Origin of the sequence: Halovenus rubra, from assembly GCF_026586665.1 — an archaeon.
Lineage (GTDB): Archaea > Halobacteriota > Halobacteria > Halobacteriales > Haloarculaceae > Halovenus > Halovenus rubra.
Genome location: NZ_JAODIY010000001.1, coordinates 253,248 through 278,477, shown reverse-complemented (window position 1 = coordinate 278,477; position 25,230 = coordinate 253,248). Strand labels below are relative to the sequence as shown.

Genomic DNA, 25,230 nt, shown 5'->3' with positions numbered 1-25,230 from the left:
GACAGCAGTCAGAACTCCATCACGTCGTGAATCCCGTCCTGGATGCGAACAGCCTGTGGGAGGTAGTAGTCCTCCAGAGCGTGTAGCGGAATGTGTGCGTCGTAGCCGCCGATACGCTTGACTGGGGCTTCTTGGTGGAGCATTGCCTCTTCTTGGATTGTCGCAGCGATTTCGGCACCGAGTCCGCCAGTCTTGGGTGCCTCGTGGACAACGACACCTCGGCCAGTTTTTTCGAAGGAATCGACAATCGTGTCGATGTCGAGGGGTGACAGACTGCGAAGGTCGACAACCTCACAGTCGATGCCGTCCTCGGCAAGCTCTTCGGCAGCGATAAGAGATGGGCGGGTCATCGCCCCCCATGTAAACACCGAAACGTCTGACCCCTCGCGGCGGATGGAGGCCTCACCAAGCTCGATTTCGTAGGATTCTTGCGGGACTTCCTCGCGGAATGCACGGTAGATAAGCTTCGGTTCGAGGAAGATGACTGGGTCAGGGTCCCGGATTGCCGCGGTGAGTAGCCCCTTGGCGTCGTACGGTGTCGACGGCGTGACCACTTTCAGCCCGGGTTCGTGGACGAAAAACGCTTCCTTTGACTCGGAGTGGTGTTCTGGGGCGCGGATGCCACCGCCGTAGGGCATGCGAACGACGATTGGAGCTGATAGTTGGCTGTGAGAGCGGCTCCGAATACGGGAGGCCTGACTCACAAGCTGGTCGAATCCCGGATACAGAAAGCCCATAAACTGAATCTCTGCAACTGGGCGCATTCCCGAGAGACCGAGACCGATAGACGCACCGATAATACCCGACTCGGCCAGCGGCGTGTCGACGACACGGTGTTCACCAAACTCCTCGTAAAGTGCGTCCGTCGCCCGGAAGACGCCGCCGTTTCGGCCGATGTCTTCGCCAAGCGCCATGACGCGCTCGTCTTGGCTCATTTCCGTGTAGAGACCGTCACAGATGGCTTCGACGAGCGTCAACTCGTCAACGCTATCTGAGCTGTCTTCGGGTTTCTCCCGTGTTTCGGGTGCTGAGTCCTCAGATTCTGCCTGTTCTTCGACGTTTTCGGCGAGTGTCTCTGCGTAGGAACTCATTCTAACACCTCCGAGAACGCGTCATCGCCATACTTCTCGCGTAGCTCGCGGAGTTCGTCACGCTGGGTCTTGAGACGGTCAGACATCTCGTCGTAAACGTGGTTGAAGATATCATCAGGGTCGGCTTCGAGCGACTCAGCCTCGTCGATAGCAGCTTCGATACGGTCTTCGACGCGAGAGTCGATGGCCGCTTGCCGCTCGTCAGTCAGAATATCCTCGGATTCGAGATAGCCACGGAGCCTGTCAACCGGGTCCCGCTTGCGGTAGTATTCGGGTTCGTCTTCCGGCCGATAGACGCTGGGGTCATCCGAGGTCGTGTGCGCACCGAACCGGTACTGAATTGATTCGATGAGTGTCGGGCGGCTCTCGCCGGGACCAGGATCTTTTGCCTTGCGAATCGCTGCGCGGGTTGCTTGATACACTGCCAGTGGGTCGAGCCCGTCGACACGAATACTGTCGACGCCGTACGCGTCGGCCTTGGATGCGAGTGTCTCGCTTTTCGTCTGGCGTTCACGGGGCGTCGAGATTGCCCACTGGTTGTTGTTACAGACGAACACGGCCGGAACATCGAAAACGCCGGCAAAGTTAATCCCCTCGTGGAAGTCACCCTCACTTGTTGCGCCATCACCGAAGTGACACAGGACAGCACGGTCATTTTGCTCTTGTAGTTTGTACCCCCAGGCCATTCCCATGGCTTGTGGAATCTGGGTTGCGATAGGAATGTATTCGGGCATGACGTTTACGTCGTCGGGGATAGCATACCCTTCACGGTGGCCTCGGAGGGGAGCAAGCAACGAAGAGAGACTCCGCCCATGAACATGCTTTGCAGCGTGGTCGCGGTAGGTCGGAAACAGCCAGTCCTGTTCGTCGAGTGCGTAGCTCGTGGCGACCTGTGACCCCTCCTGTCCTGTCATCGGTGCGTAGGTCGCAATCCGTCCCTGTCGCTGGAGGCTGATTGCCCGCTGGTCGAACTGGCGGGCTAACACCAGCGCCTCATACATCGCGAGCATCTCCTCATCGGAGAGGTCAGGTACCGTCGCGTGCGGGTGAACGTTGCCGTCCGCGTCGAGTATCTGTAATCGATCGTGTTCGTCCTGTTCGTGTAAGCCAGATTGTGCGTGTATCATGGGTCGTTGTCGTGTTTCGTTGTGGTCAATTGCTGCCCAGTACGACACAGACCGACCAGCCCCGGGTTCGTTGCCAGCGATACCCGGCGACTGTGTCGAACTGTTCCCCCGTCTGGTTTTTCCGGGGAGTTATCGGAATATTCGTGCGATAAATCCGAGAATAAGTGGTACTGTGCATCCGCCTGCGACGCTTCCTTCGCCAGTAGATACTCTGGTGGCTGCACAGTCTTCGGGGAAAGTGCCCCAATACATATCTACAATTAACGATGGTGATATTAATAATAGTTCTGCATGCCGTGCTAGCAAGTAACAAGATCACCGAACAGAGACTTTTGTCGGTCAGAAGGCAATATATGTATGATTTTCTGGATAGTATCGGACAATCGACCACTAAAAGAACACCTTCATCAGAGAAAATTGTAAGCGCGTTATATTTCTCACAGCGCAAGAGAAAAATAACAGATTATCTATAGTTCATAAAATGGATAGGTTGAGCAGTATATGCGAGATGAGGTTCACAGTTTGGTGTTTCGAGATGAGCGGGAACCTGCGGAACGCTATTATCCCATGCGTGTGTGCAGTGAACTATGAGTGTTGATGGACTGGACGTGCTGGACAACAAACAGGCAATAGACACACACGCACACCAGCCGACTAGCGAGTTTCTCCACGATGCCGGCGGTCAGATGATGCAAGACGCCGCCGACCGATTTGGGACAGACCTAGAGACATGGAGCTACGAGGAGATGATAGCGGAGTACCACGACGTTGGGGTCGGTCGTGCAGTGCTCCTTGGCTGGGACGCCGAGACGAACACCGGGAACCCACCGGTGCCAAACGAGTACGTCGCCGAGGTGCGAGACGAACACGACGACTTCTTTGTCGGCTTTGGCTCCGTCGACCCACTCAAAGACGACTGCGTCGAGGAAGCCCGCCGGTGTGTCGAAGACCTCGACCTCTCAGGGTTCAAATTCCAGCAGATTGCCCAGGGGTTTGACCCGTCTGCACCGGAGCACGAACCGCTTTTTGAGACACTCGAAGAACTCGGCAAGCCGGTGGTCTTCCACGGTGGAAACTCGACGCTGGGTGCGTGTGCCCCCGGTGGTCGCGGACTCCACATTAAGTACGGGAACCCAATGCTGATAGATGATGTGGCGGCCCGCCATCCTGACCTGCCGATTTTGATTGCTCACCCCGCGTATCCCTGGGAAAAAGAGCAGTTGGCCATCTGCCAACAGAAAGGGAATGTGTATATGGACCTCTCGGGTTGGATGCCACGGTATATCGACGACCAAGTACTGCAGTATGCCAAAAGCCTCCTGAAAGACAAAGTCATGTTCGGGACCGACTACCCGATGCTTGAACCAGAACCGTGGCTCGAACAGTTTGCCGAACTCGATTTCTCCGAAGAAACCCAGCGCAAAATCCTCTGGGAGAACGCCAACTCGTTCCTCAACCTCGACTGACGAAGTTGGCCTTATCACCGGTGAGCACCCGGCAGGCCCAGATTACGCGAAAAATACTGTTTTCAATTCTGATATTCTTGTTAATTTATTAACAGTCGTCAGACAAGCGTCGCACGCAGTCAACGTCCTGTCTGGCAATTGGCGGCATCTACTATCGGTAGGTTTATATTGTGTTGGTAATTAATATCACACATGCAGCCGGATACTATCGTCCCGGCCGAGGTCGAAACGAGTTCGGAAGTGATGGCGTCAGTCGAGGAGGGTCCGGTAGACCGATTCATTCTCGCTGACATCTCTCAGGACGACGCCTTCATGACACTCAAACTTGATGATGCCGCCTCACTTCCGGCCTGGCGATAGCAAGCAAAACCGGAATCTTGTCACATTTTGTCAACTTATAAGCACCGCGAAAAACTCAGTTATTTAGTTGCGCGGTTTTTTTCTCGATATCTCAATTATCAGCATCGATAACAACAGAGGGTAAATAACGAACCCGCAGGTTCAAATTCGATGACGCCCCAGTGCTTGATGGATGGAACAGTCCGAGACCCGCTGGTCGAAGTTCTTTGGGTTCGCCACTCCCTACACGAACCAGCGTGATGCAATCGAGGCGGCAATCGAAGTCGGGCGTGAGCGGGGGTATCTTGCGATGGAAGGTCCCTGTGGAACTGGCAAGACGATGGCTGCACTCACTGCTGGCGCAACACTCGTCCGAGACGGGGAGTACGACAACGTCGTCGTCGTAACCCCGGTCAAACAGCAACGAGCCCAGTTTGTCGAAGATCTTCGGACAATGAACGCTGGGTTAGACGACCCGCTTGACGGAGCGGCCCTCGTTGGCAAGCGAGACCTCTGTCCCTACGGTCGTGAAGATGTCTTTCCCGATGATGTGGGCGTCCACGACCGCTGTGAAGACCTGCGCGAGAACACTGCACACTTAGTCGAAAGCGAGGGGTCCAGCGACGACGCACCCACCGCAACAGTAGAAATCGGCGGCGAGACAGACGAAGTATGGTGGGACCCACAGCGTGCTAGCGACCTCGTTAAACATGCACGACCGGGCGGAACAGGTCAACGGCAGATTACAACAGAAACACTCGACACCGCCGATGTCGAGAGTCCCTATCCACGCGGCCAACAGTCTGCCCCAGACTCGATGGCCGAAAGCGACGATGGCCCGCTGTACTGCCCGTTCGAAGCCGACTGGTACGCCCGAAACAAGGGCTCACCAGTAGATTTTGACCTGGGCGAAGAACACGTCGTCACTGCCGAGGAGTATCTGCCCGGGGCCGTCGAACGAGGCACCTGTCCCCACCGTGTCATGAGCGTGTTACTCGAATCCGCGGATGTCATCGTAGGCAACTACAACCACCTGTTCGACCCCGCGTCCCGCCCGATGCTTGAGTCTGTTCTTGGCGACGACACGTTTCTCATCGTCGACGAAGCACATCGCCTCGAAGAGCGCGTAAGAGACCTGCTCTCCAACCGTGTCGGTCGAAGCACGCTCAAGCGTGCCCGAAACGACTGCGTCCAGTTACTCCAGCGTGCCCGCCAGAGCACCGACCACCGCGAGCAGGTCAAAGATGAGTTGGCAAGTCACGACGTGCCTCTCGGTGCAATCGAGCAAGCCCGTGACTTCTATGATGACCTGCTTGGCTGGCTCGATGGACGTATCGAGAGATATCTCGACGACGAGTTTGGCCGCGAGTGGCGAACCGGGTCGCCCGGCGAGACACTCCCGGACCATGACCTCGAAGTGCCGTTGCGTAACCCCGAAGCTGTCGAGCGTGACGAGTTGACAGCATGGGCAGAATCAGCGGGCTACACCGGTGACCACTGGCGCTCGCTGTCGGCGGTCGGCCTTGCCGTCGAGCAGGTAATCGAAGAACTCGGCATGGCACGCACGCCGGTCTGTACCGCTGTCGGCGCACTGATGGGCCAGTGGTGGGAGTGTGACCACGCGACGTACCTCCGAGAGCTCGAACTCGAATACGCGCCCAAAGACAAACACAGCGCCAGCGAGCCATGGCAGACCCAGTACACCGCTGGGTTGGTCCTGTTCGAGTGTATGCCCGGCGACACACTCGAAGAAATCTTCGACGGTCTCGGGGGCGGGATACTAATGAGCGCAACGCTTGAACCGCTGGACGTGTTTGCGGAGGTTTCAGGTCTCGAAGCCCTCCGTGAGGCGAACCGACCAGTCGTCGAGCGAACCTACACGTTACCGTTCCCGGAGTCGAATCGTGCCTCTTGTTTAGTCGATACAACAGCATTTACCGCACGAAATCGCGGCGACCCAGACGAAAACGGGACCCCAGAGACGTGGAACCGGACACGTGGTGAGTACGCACAGGTCTTGCGCATTCTCGCGCGCTCGCCTGGAAACGTCTTACTTGCTATGCCAAACTATCGCGAGGCGATGTGGGCCGGGTCGTATTTGGCAGACGTGGTCGAGAAGCCAGTACTGGTCGACGAGAGTTCGAGCAACGAAGAGACAGAGGCGCTGAAACAACGCTTTTTCCAAGGAAAACAGAAGGTCCTCGTCACAAGCACGCGTGGAACACTGACCGAGGGCGTCGATTATGACGGCGATAAACTCCACTGCTGTGGTGTGGTTGGCGTCCCACTAGTCAACATCGGGTCGCCCCGTGTAACGGCAGTCCAGCGCGCCTACGCCGACGCATTCGGTTCGGACAACGCATTTGAGTACGCGTTGACTGTGCCCGCGGTCCGTCGCGCCAGACAGACCCTTGGGCGCGTGATTCGTGGGGCCGACGAGGTTGGCGTTCGTGCACTCGTCGGCCAACGGTACGTCTCCGATGCGCGACACAGCGTCAACCCCTACCTCTCAGCGGGCGAGCAAGAGGAGTTTGTCCGTCTCACACCAGAGTTTCTCGACGGGCAAATCCAGCGGTTCTGGGATACCAACGGCCGCCCAGACTGAGAGCCCGCCGAGAGTATTTAGGGATAGCACTCCGGAGGGTAGGTATGTATCTCGGAGCCGAATCCTGGCCAGACCTCGAAACGTATTTTGCTGAAGAGTCACTCGCGCTGGTACCCGTCGGGTCGACGGAACAGCACGGCCCACACCTGCCCGAGGGAACCGACCATCTCATCGCGGAGTCACTTGCTCGTACAGCAGCCTCGCAGTCCGGATATCTCTGTACGCCAACGGTAAACATCGGCGTCAGTTCACATCACCGCCAGTTTCACGGGACGATGTGGGTCGACCCGCCGGCGTTCCGGGAGTATATGGAGTCACTAGCACGAAATCTGACGTCCCATGGTATCGACCGAATCATCTTCGTGAACGCTCACGGCGGCAACATCGAACACCTCCGGGAAGTTGGCCGTCGCCTCCACAAAGACGGGACAGCCTACGCAATCGAGTGGATGTGGGACCAGAGTATCCCCGACCTCGTCGACGACCTCTTCGAGGTGAACGGTCCCCACGGTGGGCCAAAAGAGACGGCGATGATTATGCATATCAACAATGCGCTGGTCCACGAGAACAGGCTGACCGACGCACGAGATAATGGACTTGTCGATTGGGGACCGAAGACAGGCCGGCAGTTTGGCGCACGGACGTTTTTTGACTCAATCGAGAACACCGACTGTGGCGTGCTCGGTGACCAAACCGATGCGACCCCCCAAAAGGGTGAAGAGTTGTTCGAGGCAGCAACCGAACAGTTGTGTAAACTCAGCGAATGGCTCGCAGAGCAAGACGACGAAGAATTACTCCCACACGAGCATGTCTGAACTGGGATGATAATCGTTATTCCCTGTGAGTGAGTAGAGGGGCACAAGCGCGGCTAGTTCAGTGGACAGAACGTCTGGTTCCGGACCAGAAGGTCAAGGGTTCAAATCCCTTGTCGCGCGTTTTCTTCAAGACGATAGTAAGCAGTAACTGCCAAAGCATGGCATAAGTGCTATCGACGCAGTCCAGCGTTTTCCGGCCGGAACTGGACTATTGATAGCCGTGTATAGTTATGAGTGGGTCAGAGAGTTGTTTTCGTGGACTCAGATAGCGGTCAGTGCAGGGCAAGCAGTGACTGGTCAGGCTGGTCTCACCACAAGACAGAGTAGGAAGTGGTTGAAAAGTATAGGTCAAAATAGATATTACTCGTTTCAGCTATGTGTTACAGGAGCATTGTGGGTGGGCACAGAACAGAGCCGGTTAACTCTGGTACCCTGTGTGAAAGCGCAGCACAGACGTGACATCCTCCGCGCCCTGAAGGGCGCGGCTTCCCGGCATGAGAATACCAGCTAAGTGTCGTTAGTGCTGGCAGAGGGTTCGGACCCGTGGAATGCCGAGAGCGTCATCTGCGAGGATTCCTCGCTCGTCTCTCGGTGGGTCCTGGTGCTGTCACAGGCACACCCATTCCGTGGGATGTCATCGCCCGCCGCTTTCACTGGCAGGCTCTCACCCCACGGATCTAGGCGGTTCGCTATGTTGACCGCCGCATTGATGTCTGCGTGATACTCTGACACCCAACACTCGTCGTTGCTACACCGGAACTCGTCGCCGTTCCGGTGCCCGACGTGGCCGCACTCGTGACACGTCTGACTCGTGTACGCCGCGTTGACGTACTCGACCGGGATACCCGCCTCGCGGGCCTTGTCCTCGATGCGTCCCTGCAATCGAGCGAACGCCCATGCGTGGAGGCGTCGGTTCATCCACTTCCCGTAGTCGAGTGATTCGCGGATGTAGCTCAAGTCTTCCAGCACGATCACCGGTTTCTCGAAGCGTTGGGCATACTCGACCGCCCGACGGCTGGCCTTCTCCACGATATCGGTGAGTGCGTTCTGGTAGTGGCTGAATCGTTCGTCAATCCGCCATTGAGCGGCATCACGCTCTTGCAGGCGTTTCAGGGTCGTGTGCATCTCCTTACGGAGGTGTCGGGCACGACCACCGTTGACGAGTAGTGGGTCGGTCGGAGAATCATCTGTGCGGGCACAGCCCGCTAGCAGATGCGCTTCTCCGATGTCGAACCCGACCGGTGTCACGTCGGTGTCAGTCGCCGCGTGGTCTGATTCTGGCACCTCGTATTCGACAGTGACATGCAACTGCCAGGACGTGCGGTGGCGTTGCAATCGGAACTCGCCCACGTCGGCGTCCCCGTCGAGGAAATCGTGCCACAGGTCGCGCTGGCCTGGACTGATACGAATTGGTATCCAGAACGCATTACCGCGTCCTGCCTGAGGGACTCGCCAGCAAAAACTGTGGTCGCGCTCCGGCGAGTGGTCGACGTTGAATCCGCGCTCAGTGAACCGGACAGGGTGGTCGCTGTCGAGTTCGTCGGCGTCGTAAGTGTCACCACAGAGTTGTGGGACGTAGTTTTTCAGCGCGTCTTTCGCGTAGCTGGTCAGGTCGTAGGGCGTCACGATATCGTTGACTGCCTTTTGCGTCTCACAACCGGCACTGAACGACTCTCGGAGTGCTTCGCGGTAGGTCTCCAGCGTCTCTCGTAACTTCCGCTCTTTGTGTTGAGTCGGCGGGGCGAGCGTGGCTTGCAACGTTTTCGTGACGGTCGCGCTCATTGATTCTCCACGTACTCCCTAAGATCGTCCAGTGTTACCTGTCCAGTCGTACACAGAAAGTACCCTGGCTGCCACAGAGCTTTCGGAAGTCGCTGTTTCAGACCAGTGTACTCTTGTCTGAGTTTACGGGAGGTGACGCCTTTGAGGTGGTTGATAAACTCTGTGAGGTCTGTGGTTGGTTCGGCACTGAACAAGAGATGTACGTGGTCTGCTTCGCCATTGACATCCGACACCTCACAGCCGTGGTCGGCCGCAATGTCGTGGGCGAGTATTTCGAGACGGTTCAGTACCTTTCCCGACAACAGTGCCGTTCGGTACTTTGTCACCGTCACCAGGTGGTACTGGCAGGCGTACACCGTGTGCGAACCAGTCTGAAGGTCGTAGTTCATATCAGTCTCCGCGCTGTTCAGCCTCAACCGCAGCAGATTCGAGGTCTCTGGCCACGTTCTGGGCCTGATTGGGAGAAAGGTTGAGTGTGACTGACGCAGATCCGGCGCTGATATGGACTTCGACGTGTGCTGGTTCGTCGTCGGACCAGTGGCCATTCACCGAGAGTTGCGAGTCGTCGGCTGTTACCTCACCGAAATCAACCGCCGACCACAGCGAATCGTGCGTGGGCAACGAGACACAGCCACTCCCGTACTCGTCAGTGGAAACGTCCATCTCTTGGCCCGATACGCGGCCTGTTGTCGGCAGGAATCCAGCCGCTGCCAGTGCCGTCAGCACATCACGTCGCTGCATCACGCACCGGCCTCCATTGCCGTGTTGATCACTCCGGCCATGCCGCCGTCAGCCACCAGCAGTTCGTCCCACTCACCGCGTTTCGCCTCGGTGTGCTCGGTCCAGTCTCCGAGCGTGGAAAGTGGCGTGTCGGCCAGTTCGTAGGTCTCCATCTCGTCGTCAATCACGACGACGGCCTGGTGGTACAGACTCCAGAAGTGAACCGCGTCGTCGCCGTCCGTTCCGATGTACTGAGCGTCGTGGTACAGTTCGCGTGCGATACTTTCAAGCGTGTTCTCGTCTGATTTCTTCATGCTGGTAGTCACCAGCACAGTCGGCGGGTGTTCCCGCACCCGGCGGCGTTCTACCGCTCCTGTGCTTACTACAATAGAACAGTGCCAGCCACTTAACACTAACTATCTCTAACCAGAGATAGAAACAAGAGATAGTGGTAAGAGATAAGAGCCTACAACCAGAACCACGATGTATGGGCGGGAAAAACGTTCCGAGTATGGTGCTGGATGAGACGAAACTGAACGAGAAGGATAAGATCATACTTGACTACCTCACAACCGAAGGGCGGGCAACGCCCGCAATTCTTGAGGAAGTGATAGCTGAACAAACTGAAGGTGGTGGTGTCTCTAGGTCGTATATCAATCAGCGCCTCGTCCGTCTAGCAGAACACCATCACATCAAGAACATCCGAGGCAAAGGGGTCTACGAGTTTGTTTCCGACCCGCGAGCCGAGTGATTGGTATTCAGTTAGCTACGGAAACGGTGGATATTGCCGAAGCTTACGCGTTCCTTCCCGTCCTGAAGGACGGGATTTCCCGCTGATCTAAGATGATACCCGCGTAGACGAAAATTGACACGAGAAGACCGGAACCATCAAAAAATGCAGTCGAGAGACCGAATCCAAGTATGGCGGCGACCAGACAGAGAGAGCAAAAAGCTGTGTCTCAGAAAATTCGGCCATACGAGTGGGACGGACCTCTCTGTTATATTTGTGTGCACTATTTTTCTGCTCAGAACACTACGCACAAAGTCCAGTGACATTATTCCCGCCTAAAGCACGGAGCTTCCTCCTTGCATCTCCGTACGGCTATACCGGCTTCAGGTATCAGTCTCTACATCAAGCTGGCTGGCAAGTACGTTCGCCACAACCAACACCGGAACACAGACAGAAACCGAGCTATACAAACCGTTCATCGACGTAGTTTCTGTATGGACAACGACGACTCGCATGAACATGTCGTCCCCGGCACCGACGAAGACCTCGACACGCCGGACGTTCGCGGCCCTGATTTCCGGGGCGAGACTGGTGTTCACGAACTGCTCGATACTTACGCAACGACCGGTTTCCAGGCGACACAGCTCGCTGAGGCAATCGAGATTACAGAACAGATGCAAGAGGACGATGCGACGATGTATCTCACGCTCACCTCGAATATCATTTCTTCCGGGCTTCGCGAGACAGTTGCGGCTCTCGTTCGAGAGGGTCACGTCGACGTCATTATTACGACATCCGGCTCGCTAACTGAGGACGTCATTAAGACAGCAAAGCCCTTCAAGATGGGCGAGTGGGATGCTGACGAAGCGATGCTCCGCGAGCAGGGCATCAACCGGCTCGGAAACATCTACGTTCCGTCAGACCGGTACGTCTGGCTGGAGGAGTATCTATACGACTTCTTTGATGACTTTTTCGCCGAGGAGTCGGTCCGGACACCGACAGCGTTTGCACGGGAACTCGGAGAGACACTCGACGACGAGGACTCGGTGCTGAAACAGGCCGCTGACAATGATGTACCGGTGCACTGTCCGGCCCTAACTGACGCAGAGGTCGGGAATTTCCTCTACTACTACCGTCGGGGCAACGACATGGATGTGGGTATTGAAATCCTCGAAGATTACGATTCGCTCATCGAGGACGGACTGCTTGCGGATACAACGGGGCTGATTGCTGTAGGCGGTGGCGTCCCGAAACACCACGCAATCATGACGAATCTCTTCCGTGGGGGCGCGGATTACGCCGTCTATATCTCGACCGGAATGGAAGGCGACGGGTCGCTTTCTGGAGCACCACCGGACGAGGCAGTCTCGTGGGGGAAAATCAAAGAAGAAGAGACGAACTACACGCAGGTCGAAGCGGAGGCGACGCTCGTCTTCCCGTTACTCGTGGCGGGCGCGTTTACCGCCTGACCGGAGCCTTGGACTCCCAGATGAGGAGAAACACCGCGCAGGCTGTGGAAACCTGTGCAAAACACCTCAAATGACAGCCCGAAAGGGTCTCAAAGTAGCGACACTCTGTTTACCCAGCAACGGCATCGACAAGAGACAACGACTAGCAGTCAGTTCGGCCGTATCCGTACGAGTTTGTCGTCTCGCTCGGTGGGAAATCCGTCACCTGCTCTGCCGTCGCGGTTTGAGGTCGTTGCGTACAGGCCACCATCTGGCCCCTGCTCGACGTGTCGAATCCGCCCGAGTTCGTCGGAAAGCAACGGCGTACTTGCGGCGTGATAGTCGTTGTCCATCCAGTCGGCAGCGTGCCGATGTTCGTGGTCGGTCGTCAATCGTGACCCATCACGCGTGATGGTGAACGCGATGAGTTGCTGACTGATGAGACCAGCCACAATGAGACGGCCCTGTAGTGAGGGTATCGAATCGCCCGTATAGAAGAGACACCCTGAAGGGGCCCACGACGAGGCGCTTGCAACCGGTCGCTGGTAGTCAGTTCCCTTGTAGGACTCGAAGCCATCGCTGTTCCGTGCTTTCGGCCAGCCGTAGTTTCCGCCTGGTCGAAGCACGTTTACCTCGTCGCCGCCGCCCGGCCCGTGTTCGGCGATAATCGGCGTTCCATCAGGGAACCAAGCCACACCCTGGGGGTTCCGGTGGCCGTACGTGAACACCCGAGGGTCAGCGTCTGGGCCGATGTCAGGGTTATCTTGGGGTGCTGCCCCGTCTGGTTCGAGACGCAGGATCTTGCCACCGAGGGTTCCGGGGTCAGCGATTGCCTCGGGGTTGTCCAGTGCCGGGTCGCCATCACCGGCTGTTACCCACAGATAGTTTTCGGGTCCAAAGGTGAGACGGCCACCGTTATGATATGAATCACCCGGAATATTGTCGACGATAGTCCAGGAATCGTCGGAACTCGTATCGAAGGCAGCAACGCGGTTGATTCGCTCGTCGTCGCTCTTGGTCGTGAAGTAGGTGTAGACGAGCGGAACGTCGGGATAATTGGGGTGGACAGCAATCCCGAGGAGGCCACCCTCGCCGCCCTCAACGTACCAGCTATCTTCCTCCGAGCCCGGCGGAAGCGCCTCGGCATCGACAACCGATTCCGGCTCTGAAACGGTCTTATACCCGTTCTGTTCGACAGTCACGACACGTCCGGTCCGTTCAGTGACAAACAGCTCACCGTTGGGTGCAAAGGCAATATCCCACGGGATTTCGAGGTTTTCTGCCAGTATCTCGGCTTCGTAGCTGCCCGGTTCGGGAGCCGTTTTCGGGGCAGCCCAATCGGAATCGTACTGGTTCCATGCAGTCAGGTCATGTTGGACACCCACGTCGTATGGAATCTTGTCGCCGACACCGGTTGCTGTTGGCATTTCTTCGCCGTCGGACCCGTCTGATGAGTCCGATAGACAGCCAGCAACTGCCGCGACGGAGAGTGTGCCTGCTGCCCGGAGAAACCGTCTTCTGGTAGTTGGAGGGGGTGTCATGTCCGATACTCAGGAGGTATACATCAAGTGTCTTCTGGACTGTAGCTCACCGCCGATAATCTGGGTGCTAGAGTGGAATGGGCTATCCCCGGGTGTCGTCAGCGTTGGCACTACACGAGAAAAGTTGGCAGTCGTTATATAGGAGGGCGCCCGACTTTTGGGTGTGGATAGATACGGTATGCTGTTATCGTTTGTCTCTAGCATTGGGCACCCATTATCGTCGGAGGGCCCGAACACTCTGATAATTGTCGCGCTGATTCTTGGGCTCGGCGTGACAGCACAGGTGTTAGCGGACAGATTCCGCGTGCCAAGTATTCTCTTTTTGATATTGGCAGGTGTCGCCGTTGGGCCGGAAGGGCTCGAAATCGTGACACGGGAGACGTTCGGCGATTCGCTCACTACAATCGTCGGTGTCAGCGTCGCAATTATCGTCTTTGAGGGGTCGTTTCATCTCAAAGCGCAGAAACTCCAAGAGTCACCCTCGGCTGCCATCCGTCTTGTGACTATCGGGGCGGCTATCTCGTTTGTCGGAACGACAGTGGCAGCTAAGTTTCTCCTCGGTGTGGAGTGGGGGATTGCAGCGCTTATTGGGTCACTTCTGGTCGCTACTGGCCCGACAGTTATCACGCCAATTCTGACAGTTGTCCCAGTGCGAGACCGAGTCGCCGCTGCACTGGAGACGGAGGGCATTGTCAACGACGTGAGCGCGGCGATTCTGGCGGCAGTCATCTTCAAACTACTGGCCTCACAGGAGTCCAATCCTGCTGACTATCTGGTAGAGTTTATTATACGGCTAAGCGTCGGCGTGTTCATCGGTCTGACGACGGCAGTCGTGCTCTGGTTCCTGCTAACTCGTGTCGATATGCCGACTGGGTGGACGCCACAGAACGTTCGACTGATGACACTCGCTGGCGCAGTGGTGGCATTTAGCATTGCGAATTCCATTCGGGCTGAATCCGGCGTCGCCGCAGTCGCAACGGCAGGAGTCCTGCTTGGGAACCTAAATCTCCCCTACGAGGAGAAAATCGAGGAGTTCAAAGGCGATGTGACAATTATCGTACTCTCGTTTGTCTTTATCGCGCTTGCGGCGCTAATCGAGTTTAAATCCCTACAAGAGTTGGGGATTCGTGGCTTGCTGGTCGTCGTTGTCGTCGCACTTGTGTTGCGTCCGGGGCTTGTCTTTTTGTCGGCAACCGGCGAGCGATTCTCCCGGGGTGAAAAACTATTCATGAGTTTCGTCGGCCCGCGAGGTATCATTCCAGCGAGCGTGGCGACCCTGTTTGCTATCCAGCTACAGACGCCAGCTCCGCCGTCGAACCCCAGTGGCGGCGATATTCTCGCAGGGACAGTGTTTCTCGTCATTTTGGTGACTGTCGTATTCGAAGGCGGGTTTGCAAGGCAGATAGCGGAACGGTTACGGGTGATTCCAATGCGTGTACTCATCATCGGCGGTGGTCGTGTCGGCGAAGAACTGACTAAACGACTCGAAGCGCGGGGTGAAAATGTTGTCATTATCGAGCAGGACAACGAACTGGTCGAAACCCTCCGTGAGCAAGGCTTTACCGCCAGAGAAGGAGATGGGACAGATACAGGCTGTCTCAGACAAGCCGGGGCGGGCAATGCAAAAGTCATTGTCGCGGCCACGGGAGATGATGACACAAACCTGCTTGTGACACAGCTTGCGGATTCGAAATTCGATGCCGAGAAAGTGATTACTCGCGTCAATGAGCCGACAAACAAGGATGCCTTCGAAGAGCTTGGTATCGAAACTATCTCCGAAACAAGTTCAACGGCGTGGGCAATCGATAACCTCATCGAACGGCCAGGGCTGTCACGGTGGATGGGAGAACTGGGTAGAACTGGTGATATCCAGGAAATCGAGGTGACCGACGAGAGTCTCGTCGATTCGACGATTCGTGAGCTCAACGAAGAACTGCCCGACGGCTGTATGATCGCACTGCTAACTCGGGACGAAGAAAACACCGTCCCTGATCCGGACCTCCAGATACAGTACGGCGATCACCTTACCGTGCTGGGCGGGACTGACTCCGTCGAAGCCGCCATTACACAGATACACCCCCATGACTGACAGCGCAACAACGGGTGTGCCGACGACACAGCGCCAGTAGTGGCTGTCGAACAAGACGACGCGTCGGTGACGAAAAAATAGTTTTGCTCAGGTGTTTGGACGGTTCGCTCTGTTCGTTAGAAGTTGCCGTTGACGATGTCAGAAACGCGCTGACGGTCGAATAGTTCTTCCTCGACATCGTAAACCTGGTTGGCTGCCCGCTCGGTCATGACGAGGTTTGTGATAGGGCCCTGGTAGAGTGGTCCGCCACGGTAGACATCGCCGTTCTGGACAGCGGATAGATTGCTTGCGATGTTGTGGTCTTGCATGAACGAAAGAAGTGTGTCCTCAAACTCCTGTGCAGTTTTGGCCTCGTTCCCACGGAGCAAGAGCACATCAGGGTCAATCTCCAGCAACATTTCGTAGTCGACTCTGGAACGACCGGCGTGGAAATCGGCTACGTCAGTCGTCGCGAAAGCATCCTCGACGCCGAGGTCGCGCCACTGCTTGAAGCTGGTCCCGTCGTCGATGAGGTACGGCGAAAATTTCTCGGGCTTTTCTGTGGGCTTGGGCCACATAATTGCGACCGATGGACGCTCGTCTTCGGACGGGAGAATGCCCTCGATACGCTGTTGTAACTCCGTGTGAACTTTTTCGAAGGCCGCGTACCGTTCTTGCTCTTGGAACAGTTCGGCCATCTTCTCGAAGGCGTCGTACAGTGAGAGGTAGTCGTAGTCGTGCCACTCGTATCCACGCGAAAAGCTGCTGTTGCCGAAGAATGGCGTTCCTGTCGACGTGATGCGGTCGATATCTTTCTGCTCCCAATCGCCGGTCCGCCCGATTATGAAATTCGGGTCGCTGACGAACACGTCGACATCTTCGGCCATCGACAGGAACTCCTCTGGGTCGAGTTCGTCTGCCCAGAACGACTTCATATCGCTTTTATCGACGCTCACATCAGGAATCTCTTCGTACAGCTGCGTGTGATATCGCCCTGTCAGGTAGACGGCCTCTGGTGGGTCCTGTCCGAGCGCGATACCCATGTCAGCCCAACTCCCGTTGTTTGCTGCCCACGTTTCCGGCGGCGAATCGAATTCAAGCGTCCCAACCGGTTCCATCGTCACGCTGTAGGAACTGCTGCTATCATCGCTGCCTGTCTCATCTCCGCTGTCATCCGGTGTCTGCGTAGGAGTTTCCTCCGGTGTCTTTGTCTCCGTTTTAGGTGCCGGCGTCGCAGTACTTTCAGTGTCTGTCTTTTCATTACCAGTCGACTCATCGTCTCCATCGTCGCTGTTACCGATACAGCCCGCAACTACGCCAGCGCCAGCAAGCGCCGCACTCATTTTCAATAACTGTCTCCGCGTCTTGTTTCCATTATTCCGCATACTTTAGGCTAGCCTAAAATATCTAAAAGGGTTTCGAAGTAAGGAAAAGCGCAGACAGGAAGAAAGTAATTAACGTCGCTTATCTGAGGCGGGAAACACACCACGTCATCTTTGCCGATACATGCAATTTTCACCGAAGCCATTTAGGTTTGCCTAAAGTCCGTAACTATTTTACCGGTTTAGGTATCCCTAAATCATATGAGGAGCGACAAGAAAAGACGTTCCGCAGAACGGGAAACAGCGGTTATCACCGGGCAAGCGGAAGTGAACAGCAGAACACCGACACAACAGGAGAAACAATGAGCAACGAAAGCTCAGTTGGGGCGACAGCAGAGACAGGTTCCCGAGACAAAAACCGGTTCGTCTGGTTGCTTGACCGGCGACTCCTGACCACGGCACTTGGGAGTGTTATCCTCGTCGCGATAGCAGGTCTCTTGCAGGTACGGTACGGAGCGTACTCGATGACCCTCGGTGAGGTTTGGGCGGGCATCTTCAATCCAAATGTTATTTTCAACCTAGATGCGTGGAACTCTTTCCTCTTTGGCAGCGAGTTACCCGAGATGAGTCGAGACAGTCTCATCATCTGGGAGTTGCGCCTCCCGCGCGTGTTGGTGGCTATCATCGTCGGGATGAACCTTGCCGTCTCGGGCGCAATTTTCCAAGCGGTGACGCGAAACGAGCTGGCAAGCCCGTTCATTCTCGGTGTCTCCTCGGGAGCAGGGCTCATGATTCTGCTGACGCTGGTCGTGTTTTCCGGCATCACGTTCGCCTTTGGACTGCCATTTCTTCCTTACGAGATAGTGTTTCGTCCCTCGTCGTGGCTCCCGCTGGTCGCAGCGCTTGGCGGTGCAGCCGCGTTCCTTGTGGTCTATCTAATTGCCTGGAAAAACGGAACATCGCCGGTCAGGTTGGTACTGGCTGGTGTCATCGTCGGGACCGTCTTCAACTCCATGCAGACAGGCCTGTTCTTTTTCGCCGACAATATTGGAGTCGTCCAGTCCGCTATCGCCTGGACAACCGGGTCATTGACCGGCACAGGGTGGGAGGAGGTTCGGCTTGTCCTCCCGTGGTCGTTCATTGCGATAATCTTGGCAGTCGCCGGGTCCCGGCAGTGTAACGTGTTGTTACTGGGCGAAGAAACCGCACGGTCGCTGGGAATGTCGATAGAGAAAGTACGGTTTGCACTTTCGGGTGTCGCAGTGCTCGCCGCGTCGGCGAGCATTGCCGTCGCTGGTATTGTCAGTTTTATTGGGTTGATTGTCCCGCACATGGTGCGAAACCTCGTCGGAAGCGATTACAAGAAAGTCATCGTCGGTTCCCTGTTTGTGGGTCCAGCACTGATGGTCACAGCCGACGTCGGTGCGCGGCTGGGGATGGGTGCTATCCTCGGGGCTGACCTCCAGATACCGGTTGGTATCGTCACTGGACTCATCGGCGGGCCGTACTTCCTGTATCTGATGCGCAAACAGAACAATATGGGGCAGATATGACGACTAGACAACATTCGGAGACCAGATCATCGACAGACGAACAGGACAGTGAGAACGACGAACAGAGAACATCGACGGAGTTAGGACCGAGCAAGCTCGTCGGAGAGAACCTCGCAATTGGCTATCCAACGACCGATGAGCCGGTTGTAGAGTGTAACAACGTTGTCCTTCCAGAAGGGGAAGTGACCGCGCTGGTTGGCCCAAACGGGAGCGGCAAGAGTACGCTGTTAAAGTCAATGGCTTCTCATCTCACGCCCGAACGCGGTCAGTTCCTGCTCGACGGTAAATCCGTTCAAGAGTTCGAGTCGAAAGAACTCGCAAAAGAGCTTGGACTGCTCTCCCAAGAACATGACTCACCTGGGTCACTCACCGTCGAGACACTCGTCACCCACGGTCGGTATCCCCATCGAGGCTTTTTCGATACGCTCTCAGAAAAAGACTACGACGCTATCGACCGTGCAATCGACCTCGCAGGCGTCGAACACCTCCGTGAAACCGAAACCGCAAACCTGAGTGGCGGTCAGAAACAGCTTGTCTGGATTGCAATGGTGCTCGCACAGGATACCGACCTCCTGTTGCTCGATGAGCCGACGACCTTCCTTGATTTGCACCACCAACTGCAGGTCATGAATGTAATCCAGACGCTGAATCGCGAAGAAGATGTTACTGTCGGCGTTGTGCTTCACGATATTGGACAGGCAGCGCGGTTTGCAGACAATCTTATCGCGCTGAACGATGGGGAGCTATACGATTGGGGGCCACCAAACGAGGTCGTGACCGAGGAACTACTCGCTGACGTGTTCCGTGTCGACGCGACGGTCACGAACGATTCGGTCGGCCCACAGATTACGCCCCACTGCGCAATCGAAGAGTAACAACAGCCCAGCGAACAGATCTACAACGGGACCCTGCTTGGAGAATCGGAGGAGTTAACTTGTTTTAGGTAAGCCTAAAAATATGGGGGACAACAACAGTAGTAGCGGACGGGTAACGCGGCGCAGATATATCAGGGGCGGGGCACTTATTGGCAGCGGACTTATCGCCGGGTGTATCAACAACACAGATTCGAGCGATGAGACGCCGACCCAAGAAGATAGTACAGACACCAGTACCAACAACACAAATAAGTCGACAGGGGGCAGCGAGACAACGAAAACAGAGGCGACCGAAACGGAAACCAAGACAGCCACCGAAACGGAGACAACGCCGACCGAGGAGCCTGATGAATCGTACTCCGTGTCAATAGCTCCAATGGGCGAAGTGACATTTGACTCCCCACCAGAGACCGTGTTCACGCGACTTACACACCACGCTGACATGGCATTCGCCCTCGGGCATGGCGACGGAGTCAATGCGATGCACGCCCCCAAGTACTACCACGCCCTCTGGAATCAGTTCGTTGAGCGACTTCCTGACGTTACGCTCGACTGGACCGGGTTATACTCCTCATGGCAACCTAGCAAGGAGAAACTCTACGACCTCGACAGTGATGTTCACCTGGCCGACCCGGCGTGGATAACCCAGCAAAACGACTGGAACCGAGAGGATATCGACGAAATCGCATCGAAAGTTAGTCCGTGGTTTGGCAACTCGCTCAGTGACTCTCACCAGAAGCCACCAAAGGAGTGGGCCGACAGTTACGAGTACTACGGTCTCTGGGAGCAGTTCGGTATCGTCGCAGAGATGTTCCAAGAACAAGAGCGATATCAGGCACTCAAAGCAGAGTACGACGCGATGGTATCAGCTATCGAATCCGGGCTGCCGCCTGAATCTGAGCGCCCAACTGCAGTGATGATTGCTGCGTCTGACGTCGATGAGATATACTCGTACCCGCTCGATACGCCAGGATTCCTGACCGCACACACCGCTCCGTTCGGCGCCAAAGATGCCTTCGAAGGGAGCGTCGAGCCAGCCACCGTCATCGACTTCGAAGTGATGCTCGATGGGAATCCGGATGTCATACTCTATCTTGGCGGGATGGAACCGACGACAAACATGCAAAAGCGTCGTGACTTGTTCAAATCCGACCCTGTTGCCGGGGAAGTTACTGCCGTCAAAAACGACCGTGTCTACGCTCAAGGAGCCCGGTATCAGGGACCGATACTTAATCTCTTCCAACTCGAAATGACAGCCAAGCAACTCTATCCAGACCAGTTTGGTGAGTGGCCGACCTACGCCGAGGGGCCATATCCCGAGATAGCCGACGACGAACAACTGTTCGACCGTCAGCGAGTTGCAGACATCATCAACGGTGATTTTGAATGAGAGGGGCCCCCGAGCCGGCAAAGAAAGTACCAGCAGTTGACACTAGGGCAACTAAAAAGTACGCGCGAAACCTAACCAGAGATACCGTGATAGTATGAATGAGACCGGGTCCGCAGATGTCGTCGTCGTCGGTGGCGGAGTAGCGGGTCTTTCTGCGGCGGTGTTTACCGCTCGTCACGACCTTGATACGCTCGTCGTCGACGCTGGCGGGTCAATTCTCCGACGGAACGCACATCTGGAGAACTTTCCCGGGTTTCCCGCAGGTATCAACGCGCGACTGCTCCTCGATCTTCTGCGTGAACAGATTGACCGCGCAGGGTGTGAGCAGTTGTCTGCAGCGGTAACACAGGTTTCGCCCACTGACGAGGGGTTCATCGTCGAGACTGCTGACGAACGCATCACCAGCCAGTACGTCATCGCTGCAACAAAAAACGAGGTCGGGTATCTGGCAGGTATCGACGGCGTTGGCATTATCGACCGTGGGAAAACCTTTGTCGATGTCGACGACCGTGGCCGGACCGGTGTCAAAGGACTCTACGCGGCTGGCCGGGTAGCCCAAAAGCCACATCAGGCCATCGTCTGTGCGGGCCACGGTGCAGAGGTCGCGGTCACACTCCTCGAAGATAACGAGTCCCCGTTTTACCACGACTGGGTCACCCCCGATGGCTACTTTACGGACCGTGAACGGGACCTGCCACCAGGCTGTGAAGAAATCGACGACAGTGAGCGCCAACAACGCGAGGCTGACTCGCGTGGTTTGCTCCAGAAGTATCTCGCCGAACCACACCCAGATGATCAAGAAACACATCCGAGCCTCGATGGGGAAACACCGACGAACAACTAACGCCGCCGGATATGACCCGGCGGACTTACCGGCACCCTGAGACACGACATGAAAGAGACAGCACAGTACCTCCTTGCCCTGTATATTGCCGAACAGCGGCGTTCCCCACCAATTCCATCCGGTCACTTGGCCGAGATGCTCGACCGCTCTCCGGCGGCAACAACTGAGATGCTCCAGCGGCTCGAATCCGAGAAGCTTGTCGACCGTGAGCCATACCATGGAGCGATGTTGACCGAGACGGGACGCGAACGCGGAGAAGAGTTACACGAGACCTACGTTGCACTTTCCTGGTTCTTTCGGACCGTTCTCGACCTCGACTCCCACGAGCAAGAGGCAATGGAGATGGCCGGCCTGATGAGTCAGTCTGTCGCCCAGCGACTCGTGACGCTGCTCCTCGATGAGAACGAACAACCGAATCCATCGGTCGACACTCGTCAGGATAACCACTGAGAGTCCAAATCGTGCCACTTATAATTTAGGTTTGCCTAAATAGTAGCGATGACAATCAGCACGGACTGTCATCCGGACCGCATCGTCAGATCCGGTGTCACTAGAAGCCGGTGGGAGTGGTCCCGACGCCGCGATTTCTCATCCCGAGCGGCTGGATACAGAGCGATATCACCGTGTCACGCCTTTACCCATGACTGAGAACGCAGATGATTCGACCGAACAGGACGACAGAACGACGATCAGGTCCGGGCGGGACTTCAACCAGGAGTACCGTCTCGACGCTGAAGCGACGGGTGAATTTCTCGTCGAATTGGGCGAACAGCTCCAGTCAGACGATGAGCTAACCCTAACGACCGACGAGTGGGAACTGCCATTCGAGTTCGGTGAGCCAATCGAACTCGAAATTGACTACGAGGGTGTCGACGAGCCAGAACTCGAAATCGAGCTCGAACTGCCGGGTCACACCGAGGAGCCAGCTCCCGACATTCTGTAGCTGTGGCGGTTTCTGAACGCTGCCACGAGAGTGCTGATGCTGGTCGGATGTGGCACTGACAGCAATCGACCAAACTGCAGCCAGAAACAGCCCGCAACAAATCGAAAGCGACGCAGTGACAACCCGACAGCAGCGACAGCAGCGATTAGCTCACGTCCGGTGCTTCACCGGAACTGTGTGTCGCTGATTCGAGGACGAGCGTGTCGTCTTCGAGGTAGTGTTCGACGTGATGGGCGTACTCTTCAAGATCTTCGAGCTGTTCGCGGAGCATCTGTGCCGTCGCGTAGTCGCCCAGTCCTTGCGTGAGCTCAATGTGTTCTCGGTAGCTCTCGATGATGTCTCCCATCATCTCTAGGTCGTTGGCGAGCGAGGTCCGGATGTCGTATACATCCTCGTCTTCCGCTTCGACAGTGGCGTGTTCGGCGAGTGTCGGCATGCTGGCGTGAGGAACACCACCAAGGGCCTGCAGGCGCTCGGCAATCTCATCTGCGGCCTCTTCAACGTCTTCGTAGACCTCTTGCAGGAAGACGTGGATATCGAGGAACTCTGCGCCCTCGACGTTCCAGTGATGCTTGTGAAGCTGGTGGTACAGAACGTACGCATCAGCAAGGTCGGTGTTTAGTGCATCGACAATCTGCTCTGCTTTCTCAGGCTCCAAGCGGAGCGAGTTTCCTTCGACTGTTCCTGCTTCTTGTTTGATGTCTTTTTGGGTGCTCATCCTATCTATTTCTCTGGACGCTATCCACTTAAAACTTATCAAAAATAATACATTTTTCGTGCCACCTAAACCGAAACGGGGCACTCCAGACAACGGAATCAGGCCGTTTCAAACAGAGAGACATAGTGAGAGGTTTTTTACCTTATTTGGTAGAATTCAGTACTAATGAGTCGTATTGCCGTGCGAATCGCGCGGACGGAACTGCGCCGAACGCTTCGAACTGTTCTCTCTGATTGGACGAAGATGGCCATCTACGTCGTTTTGGGGTTGTTCTTTCTTGGACCAGTCCTCGTATTTGGCTCGCTTTTTCTGGCAGAGGCCGGAGAGGAATTGGTTGCCGGGGAAATTGGGAGCAGTGATCTGGAGACGGTGGCGAACGCGCTCACCGGCGTGGCCGCGGTTGCAGGAGTTGGGTTAACCGTGTTGGCGACCGGACGGACAGTGACAACCGTTGCAGATATCGACGAACCGGGCTCACTCCTAATCTCGACATCACTCCGGAACGTCGTCATGGGGTTGGTGTTGAAAGAAAGTCTCATCATTATGCTGTGGATTGCTGGCCCAGTTCTCGTTCTCTCAGGCGCTTTCGCATGGGGTGCGACTGCACCGTTGGTTCCGCTGTTCGCGTTGACGACAGTTGGTGTCCTTACTGTTGGTGCCCTCTCAGTTGGTTTCGTCGTAGGAATCTGTCTCCGGCATCTGCTCACAGTGTATGAACCGGTTGCACAGTACCGGACGCTAGTATTTGTCGCGCTTGGCGTCGCATACTTTGGGAGCATCGCAACCGGCTGGCTCAACGTAATCACTGGTCTCCTGTTCGACGTACTCGGTGATAGCCCGCTTGGCTGGCCCGGCCAGTTGTTACTCGTCGGGATACCAGTTATCGAGCCGACACTCTGGGAGGCTGTCGCCGGGGTAGCTGGGGCGGTTGGTCTGACACTGGTTTCACTCGGAATCGGTGTGCGTCTGGCGGAGATTCACTTGCTTGCCGACCCTGCGAAGGCCGACGGGCAAGAAGAGACCGTCGACTCAAACGACTGGGTAGGCTCACTGCTGTCGGGACTTGCATCTCGCTCTATCCGGACCGTTACTGTGACTGCTATCCGACGAACACGTCGAGCCCCCGCCCGCATTGCGTACGTTGCCTATCCACTTCTTGGCGCAGTCGGGTTCATCGGGGATGCTATCCAAAGCGGCGAGATTCCAGTATTTGCAGCAGTGTTGTTTGGTATTTACGTCGTCTGGGCGGCAGGTGCCTTGTTCACGCTCAACCTGCTGGGCGATCACGGCCCCGCGATGCCGGCAGTGTTGACCGCGACAATATCGGGGCGTGCTGCCGTGGCCGGGACAGTACTTGCGGGTATCATCTGTATGCTCCCACTTGCAGTTGTTGTCCCGCCTGTCGTGGGCTTCGTGAGTCCGCTCGATACCGTCGAAACGGCTCTGTTAACTGTCGGAACCGTTGTAGGAACACTCGTTTCGCCGGTGCTTGCGGTCGGTGTCGGTACCCTGTTCCCTCGCTTTGGTGAGGTGCGCATCACAAGCAACCGCCATGCGGTGATGCCGAGCAAGTCAGCGTTCATTGTGTACTCGTTGGCTATCCTGTTCCCGATTGGTGCCGGTGTTGTACTCTATTTTGACTCCGCACCGGAAGCAATCGCAGAAATTCTCTCAGGACTGATTGGGCTAGTGCCGAGTATTTCGTTCACCGTGCCGGAGATGGGTGTGACTGTTGTTGCTGCTGGCATTCTCCTCGCCGGGATTGTTGGACCGTTTCTCTCGGTTGGGTACGCCGTTCGACAGTTCAACACCTACCGGCCTCAGTAATCACAGATAGTATCAGCGCCGGAGAA

The 25,230-nt window shown here is 56.2% G+C and carries 23 protein-coding genes and 1 tRNA gene; 15 read left to right on the top strand and 9 right to left on the bottom strand.

Annotation, left to right across the window (positions count from 1 at the left end; all coding sequences use genetic code 11):
- Window positions 1-8: 8 nt before the first annotated feature.
- Together N5098_RS01375 and pdhA are read right to left on the bottom strand one after the other, a co-directional pair.
- A complete protein-coding gene (locus N5098_RS01375) occupies window positions 9-1,091 on the bottom strand; it encodes an alpha-ketoacid dehydrogenase subunit beta (protein WP_267635885.1) in 1,083 nt (360 codons plus the stop codon).
- Window positions 1,088-2,218, bottom strand: coding sequence for a pyruvate dehydrogenase (acetyl-transferring) E1 component subunit alpha (gene pdhA, locus N5098_RS01370; protein ID WP_267635884.1), 1,131 nt, complete (start codon window positions 2,216-2,218; stop codon window positions 1,088-1,090). The genes N5098_RS01375 and pdhA overlap by 4 nt, the downstream gene beginning before the upstream one ends.
- A 587-nt stretch (window positions 2,219-2,805) precedes the next feature.
- On the opposite strand from pdhA, the gene N5098_RS01365 reads away from it, so the two are divergent.
- From N5098_RS01365 to N5098_RS01345, 5 genes are all read left to right on the top strand, one after another.
- A complete protein-coding gene (locus tag N5098_RS01365; protein ID WP_267635883.1) occupies window positions 2,806-3,684 on the top strand; it encodes an amidohydrolase family protein in 879 nt (292 codons plus the stop codon).
- Window positions 3,685-3,876: 192 nt separating this feature from the next.
- The gene (locus N5098_RS01360) at window positions 3,877-4,044 is read left to right on the top strand and encodes a DUF7556 family protein (RefSeq protein ID WP_267635882.1); all 168 of its coding nucleotides are present in this window, start codon (window positions 3,877-3,879) and stop codon (window positions 4,042-4,044) included.
- A gap of 172 nt (window positions 4,045-4,216) precedes the next feature.
- Window positions 4,217-6,628, top strand: coding sequence for an ATP-dependent DNA helicase (locus N5098_RS01355; protein ID WP_267635881.1), 2,412 nt, complete (start codon window positions 4,217-4,219; stop codon window positions 6,626-6,628).
- A gap of 44 nt (window positions 6,629-6,672) precedes the next feature.
- Window positions 6,673-7,443, top strand: coding sequence for a creatininase family protein (locus tag N5098_RS01350; protein WP_267635880.1), 771 nt, complete (start codon window positions 6,673-6,675; stop codon window positions 7,441-7,443).
- A gap of 47 nt (window positions 7,444-7,490) precedes the next feature.
- Window positions 7,491-7,563 (top strand) — tRNA-Arg (locus N5098_RS01345).
- A 387-nt stretch (window positions 7,564-7,950) separates the two neighbouring features.
- Here the strand turns inward: N5098_RS01345 and N5098_RS01340 are convergent.
- Genes N5098_RS01340 through N5098_RS01325 form a run of 4 tightly spaced genes read right to left on the bottom strand, consistent with a single transcriptional unit; the run spans window position 7,951 to window position 10,259 of the window.
- Window positions 7,951-9,225 carry an RNA-guided endonuclease InsQ/TnpB family protein gene (locus N5098_RS01340; RefSeq protein ID WP_267635879.1) on the bottom strand — a complete coding sequence of 425 codons (1,275 nt, stop codon included), beginning with the start codon at window positions 9,223-9,225 and terminating at the stop codon, window positions 7,951-7,953.
- Entirely contained in the window at window positions 9,222-9,614 is a 393-nt protein-coding gene (gene tnpA / locus N5098_RS01335) for an IS200/IS605 family transposase (protein ID WP_267635878.1), read from the bottom strand. The genes N5098_RS01340 and tnpA overlap by 4 nt, the downstream gene beginning before the upstream one ends.
- Before the next feature lies 1 nt (window position 9,615).
- Complete coding sequence (locus tag N5098_RS01330; RefSeq protein ID WP_267635877.1) at window positions 9,616-9,966, bottom strand: hypothetical protein; 351 nt, start codon at window positions 9,964-9,966, stop codon at window positions 9,616-9,618.
- Window positions 9,966-10,259 carry a hypothetical protein gene (locus N5098_RS01325; RefSeq protein WP_267635876.1) on the bottom strand — a complete coding sequence of 98 codons (294 nt, stop codon included), beginning with the start codon at window positions 10,257-10,259 and terminating at the stop codon, window positions 9,966-9,968. Before N5098_RS01325 ends, N5098_RS01330 begins: the two co-directional genes overlap by 1 nt.
- A 173-nt stretch (window positions 10,260-10,432) precedes the next feature.
- Between N5098_RS01325 and N5098_RS01320 the strand changes: the two genes are divergently transcribed.
- Window positions 10,433-10,696 carry a hypothetical protein gene (locus N5098_RS01320; RefSeq protein WP_267635875.1) on the top strand — a complete coding sequence of 88 codons (264 nt, stop codon included), beginning with the start codon at window positions 10,433-10,435 and terminating at the stop codon, window positions 10,694-10,696.
- A 473-nt stretch (window positions 10,697-11,169) separates the two neighbouring features.
- Window positions 11,170-12,144 carry a deoxyhypusine synthase gene (locus N5098_RS01315; protein ID WP_267635874.1) on the top strand — a complete coding sequence of 325 codons (975 nt, stop codon included), beginning with the start codon at window positions 11,170-11,172 and terminating at the stop codon, window positions 12,142-12,144.
- Window positions 12,145-12,293: 149 nt separating this feature from the next.
- Here N5098_RS01315 and N5098_RS01310 read toward each other — a convergent pair whose 3' ends face one another.
- A complete protein-coding gene (locus tag N5098_RS01310) occupies window positions 12,294-13,664 on the bottom strand; it encodes a PQQ-dependent sugar dehydrogenase (RefSeq protein ID WP_267635873.1) in 1,371 nt (456 codons plus the stop codon).
- 178 nt (window positions 13,665-13,842) lie between these two features.
- Here N5098_RS01310 and N5098_RS01305 point away from each other — a divergent pair, with 178 nt between their 5' ends.
- Window positions 13,843-15,753: a cation:proton antiporter domain-containing protein gene (locus N5098_RS01305; RefSeq protein ID WP_267636074.1), complete on the top strand. Its 1,911-nt coding sequence runs from the start codon at window positions 13,843-13,845 to the stop codon at window positions 15,751-15,753.
- 116 nt (window positions 15,754-15,869) lie between these two features.
- Here the strand turns inward: N5098_RS01305 and N5098_RS01300 are convergent, their stop codons facing one another.
- Window positions 15,870-17,117: an ABC transporter substrate-binding protein gene (locus tag N5098_RS01300; RefSeq protein WP_267635872.1), complete on the bottom strand. Its 1,248-nt coding sequence runs from the start codon at window positions 17,115-17,117 to the stop codon at window positions 15,870-15,872.
- Between the two features lie 299 nt (window positions 17,118-17,416).
- Here N5098_RS01300 and N5098_RS01295 point away from each other — a divergent pair, with 299 nt between their 5' ends.
- The 6 genes from N5098_RS01295 to N5098_RS01270 all read left to right on the top strand — a co-directional run bounded on the left by N5098_RS01295 (window position 17,417) and on the right by N5098_RS01270 (window position 22,659).
- Complete coding sequence (locus N5098_RS01295; protein WP_267635871.1) at window positions 17,417-18,607, top strand: FecCD family ABC transporter permease; 1,191 nt, start codon at window positions 17,417-17,419, stop codon at window positions 18,605-18,607.
- A complete protein-coding gene (locus N5098_RS01290) occupies window positions 18,604-19,482 on the top strand; it encodes an ABC transporter ATP-binding protein (RefSeq protein ID WP_267635870.1) in 879 nt (292 codons plus the stop codon). Before N5098_RS01295 ends, N5098_RS01290 begins: the two co-directional genes overlap by 4 nt.
- Before the next feature lie 82 nt (window positions 19,483-19,564).
- The gene (locus tag N5098_RS01285) at window positions 19,565-20,872 is read left to right on the top strand and encodes an ABC transporter substrate-binding protein (protein ID WP_267635869.1); all 1,308 of its coding nucleotides are present in this window, start codon (window positions 19,565-19,567) and stop codon (window positions 20,870-20,872) included.
- Window positions 20,873-20,966: 94 nt separating this feature from the next.
- Window positions 20,967-21,716: an NAD(P)/FAD-dependent oxidoreductase gene (locus N5098_RS01280; protein WP_267635867.1), complete on the top strand. Its 750-nt coding sequence runs from the start codon at window positions 20,967-20,969 to the stop codon at window positions 21,714-21,716.
- A 48-nt stretch (window positions 21,717-21,764) separates the two neighbouring features.
- Window positions 21,765-22,166: a metal-dependent transcriptional regulator gene (locus tag N5098_RS01275; protein WP_267635866.1), complete on the top strand. Its 402-nt coding sequence runs from the start codon at window positions 21,765-21,767 to the stop codon at window positions 22,164-22,166.
- 190 nt (window positions 22,167-22,356) lie between these two features.
- Window positions 22,357-22,659 carry an amphi-Trp domain-containing protein gene (locus tag N5098_RS01270; protein ID WP_267635865.1) on the top strand — a complete coding sequence of 101 codons (303 nt, stop codon included), beginning with the start codon at window positions 22,357-22,359 and terminating at the stop codon, window positions 22,657-22,659.
- 145 nt (window positions 22,660-22,804) lie between these two features.
- Here the strand turns inward: N5098_RS01270 and dpsA are convergent, their stop codons facing one another.
- The gene (gene dpsA / locus N5098_RS01265; protein ID WP_267635864.1) at window positions 22,805-23,377 is read right to left on the bottom strand and encodes a DNA starvation/stationary phase protection protein DpsA; all 573 of its coding nucleotides are present in this window, start codon (window positions 23,375-23,377) and stop codon (window positions 22,805-22,807) included.
- Window positions 23,378-23,542: 165 nt separating this feature from the next.
- Between dpsA and N5098_RS01260 the strand changes: the two genes are divergently transcribed.
- On the top strand, window positions 23,543-25,204 hold the full coding sequence (locus N5098_RS01260) for a hypothetical protein (RefSeq protein WP_267635862.1): 1,662 nt from the start codon (window positions 23,543-23,545) through the stop codon (window positions 25,202-25,204).
- Window positions 25,205-25,230: the final 26 nt, after the last annotated feature.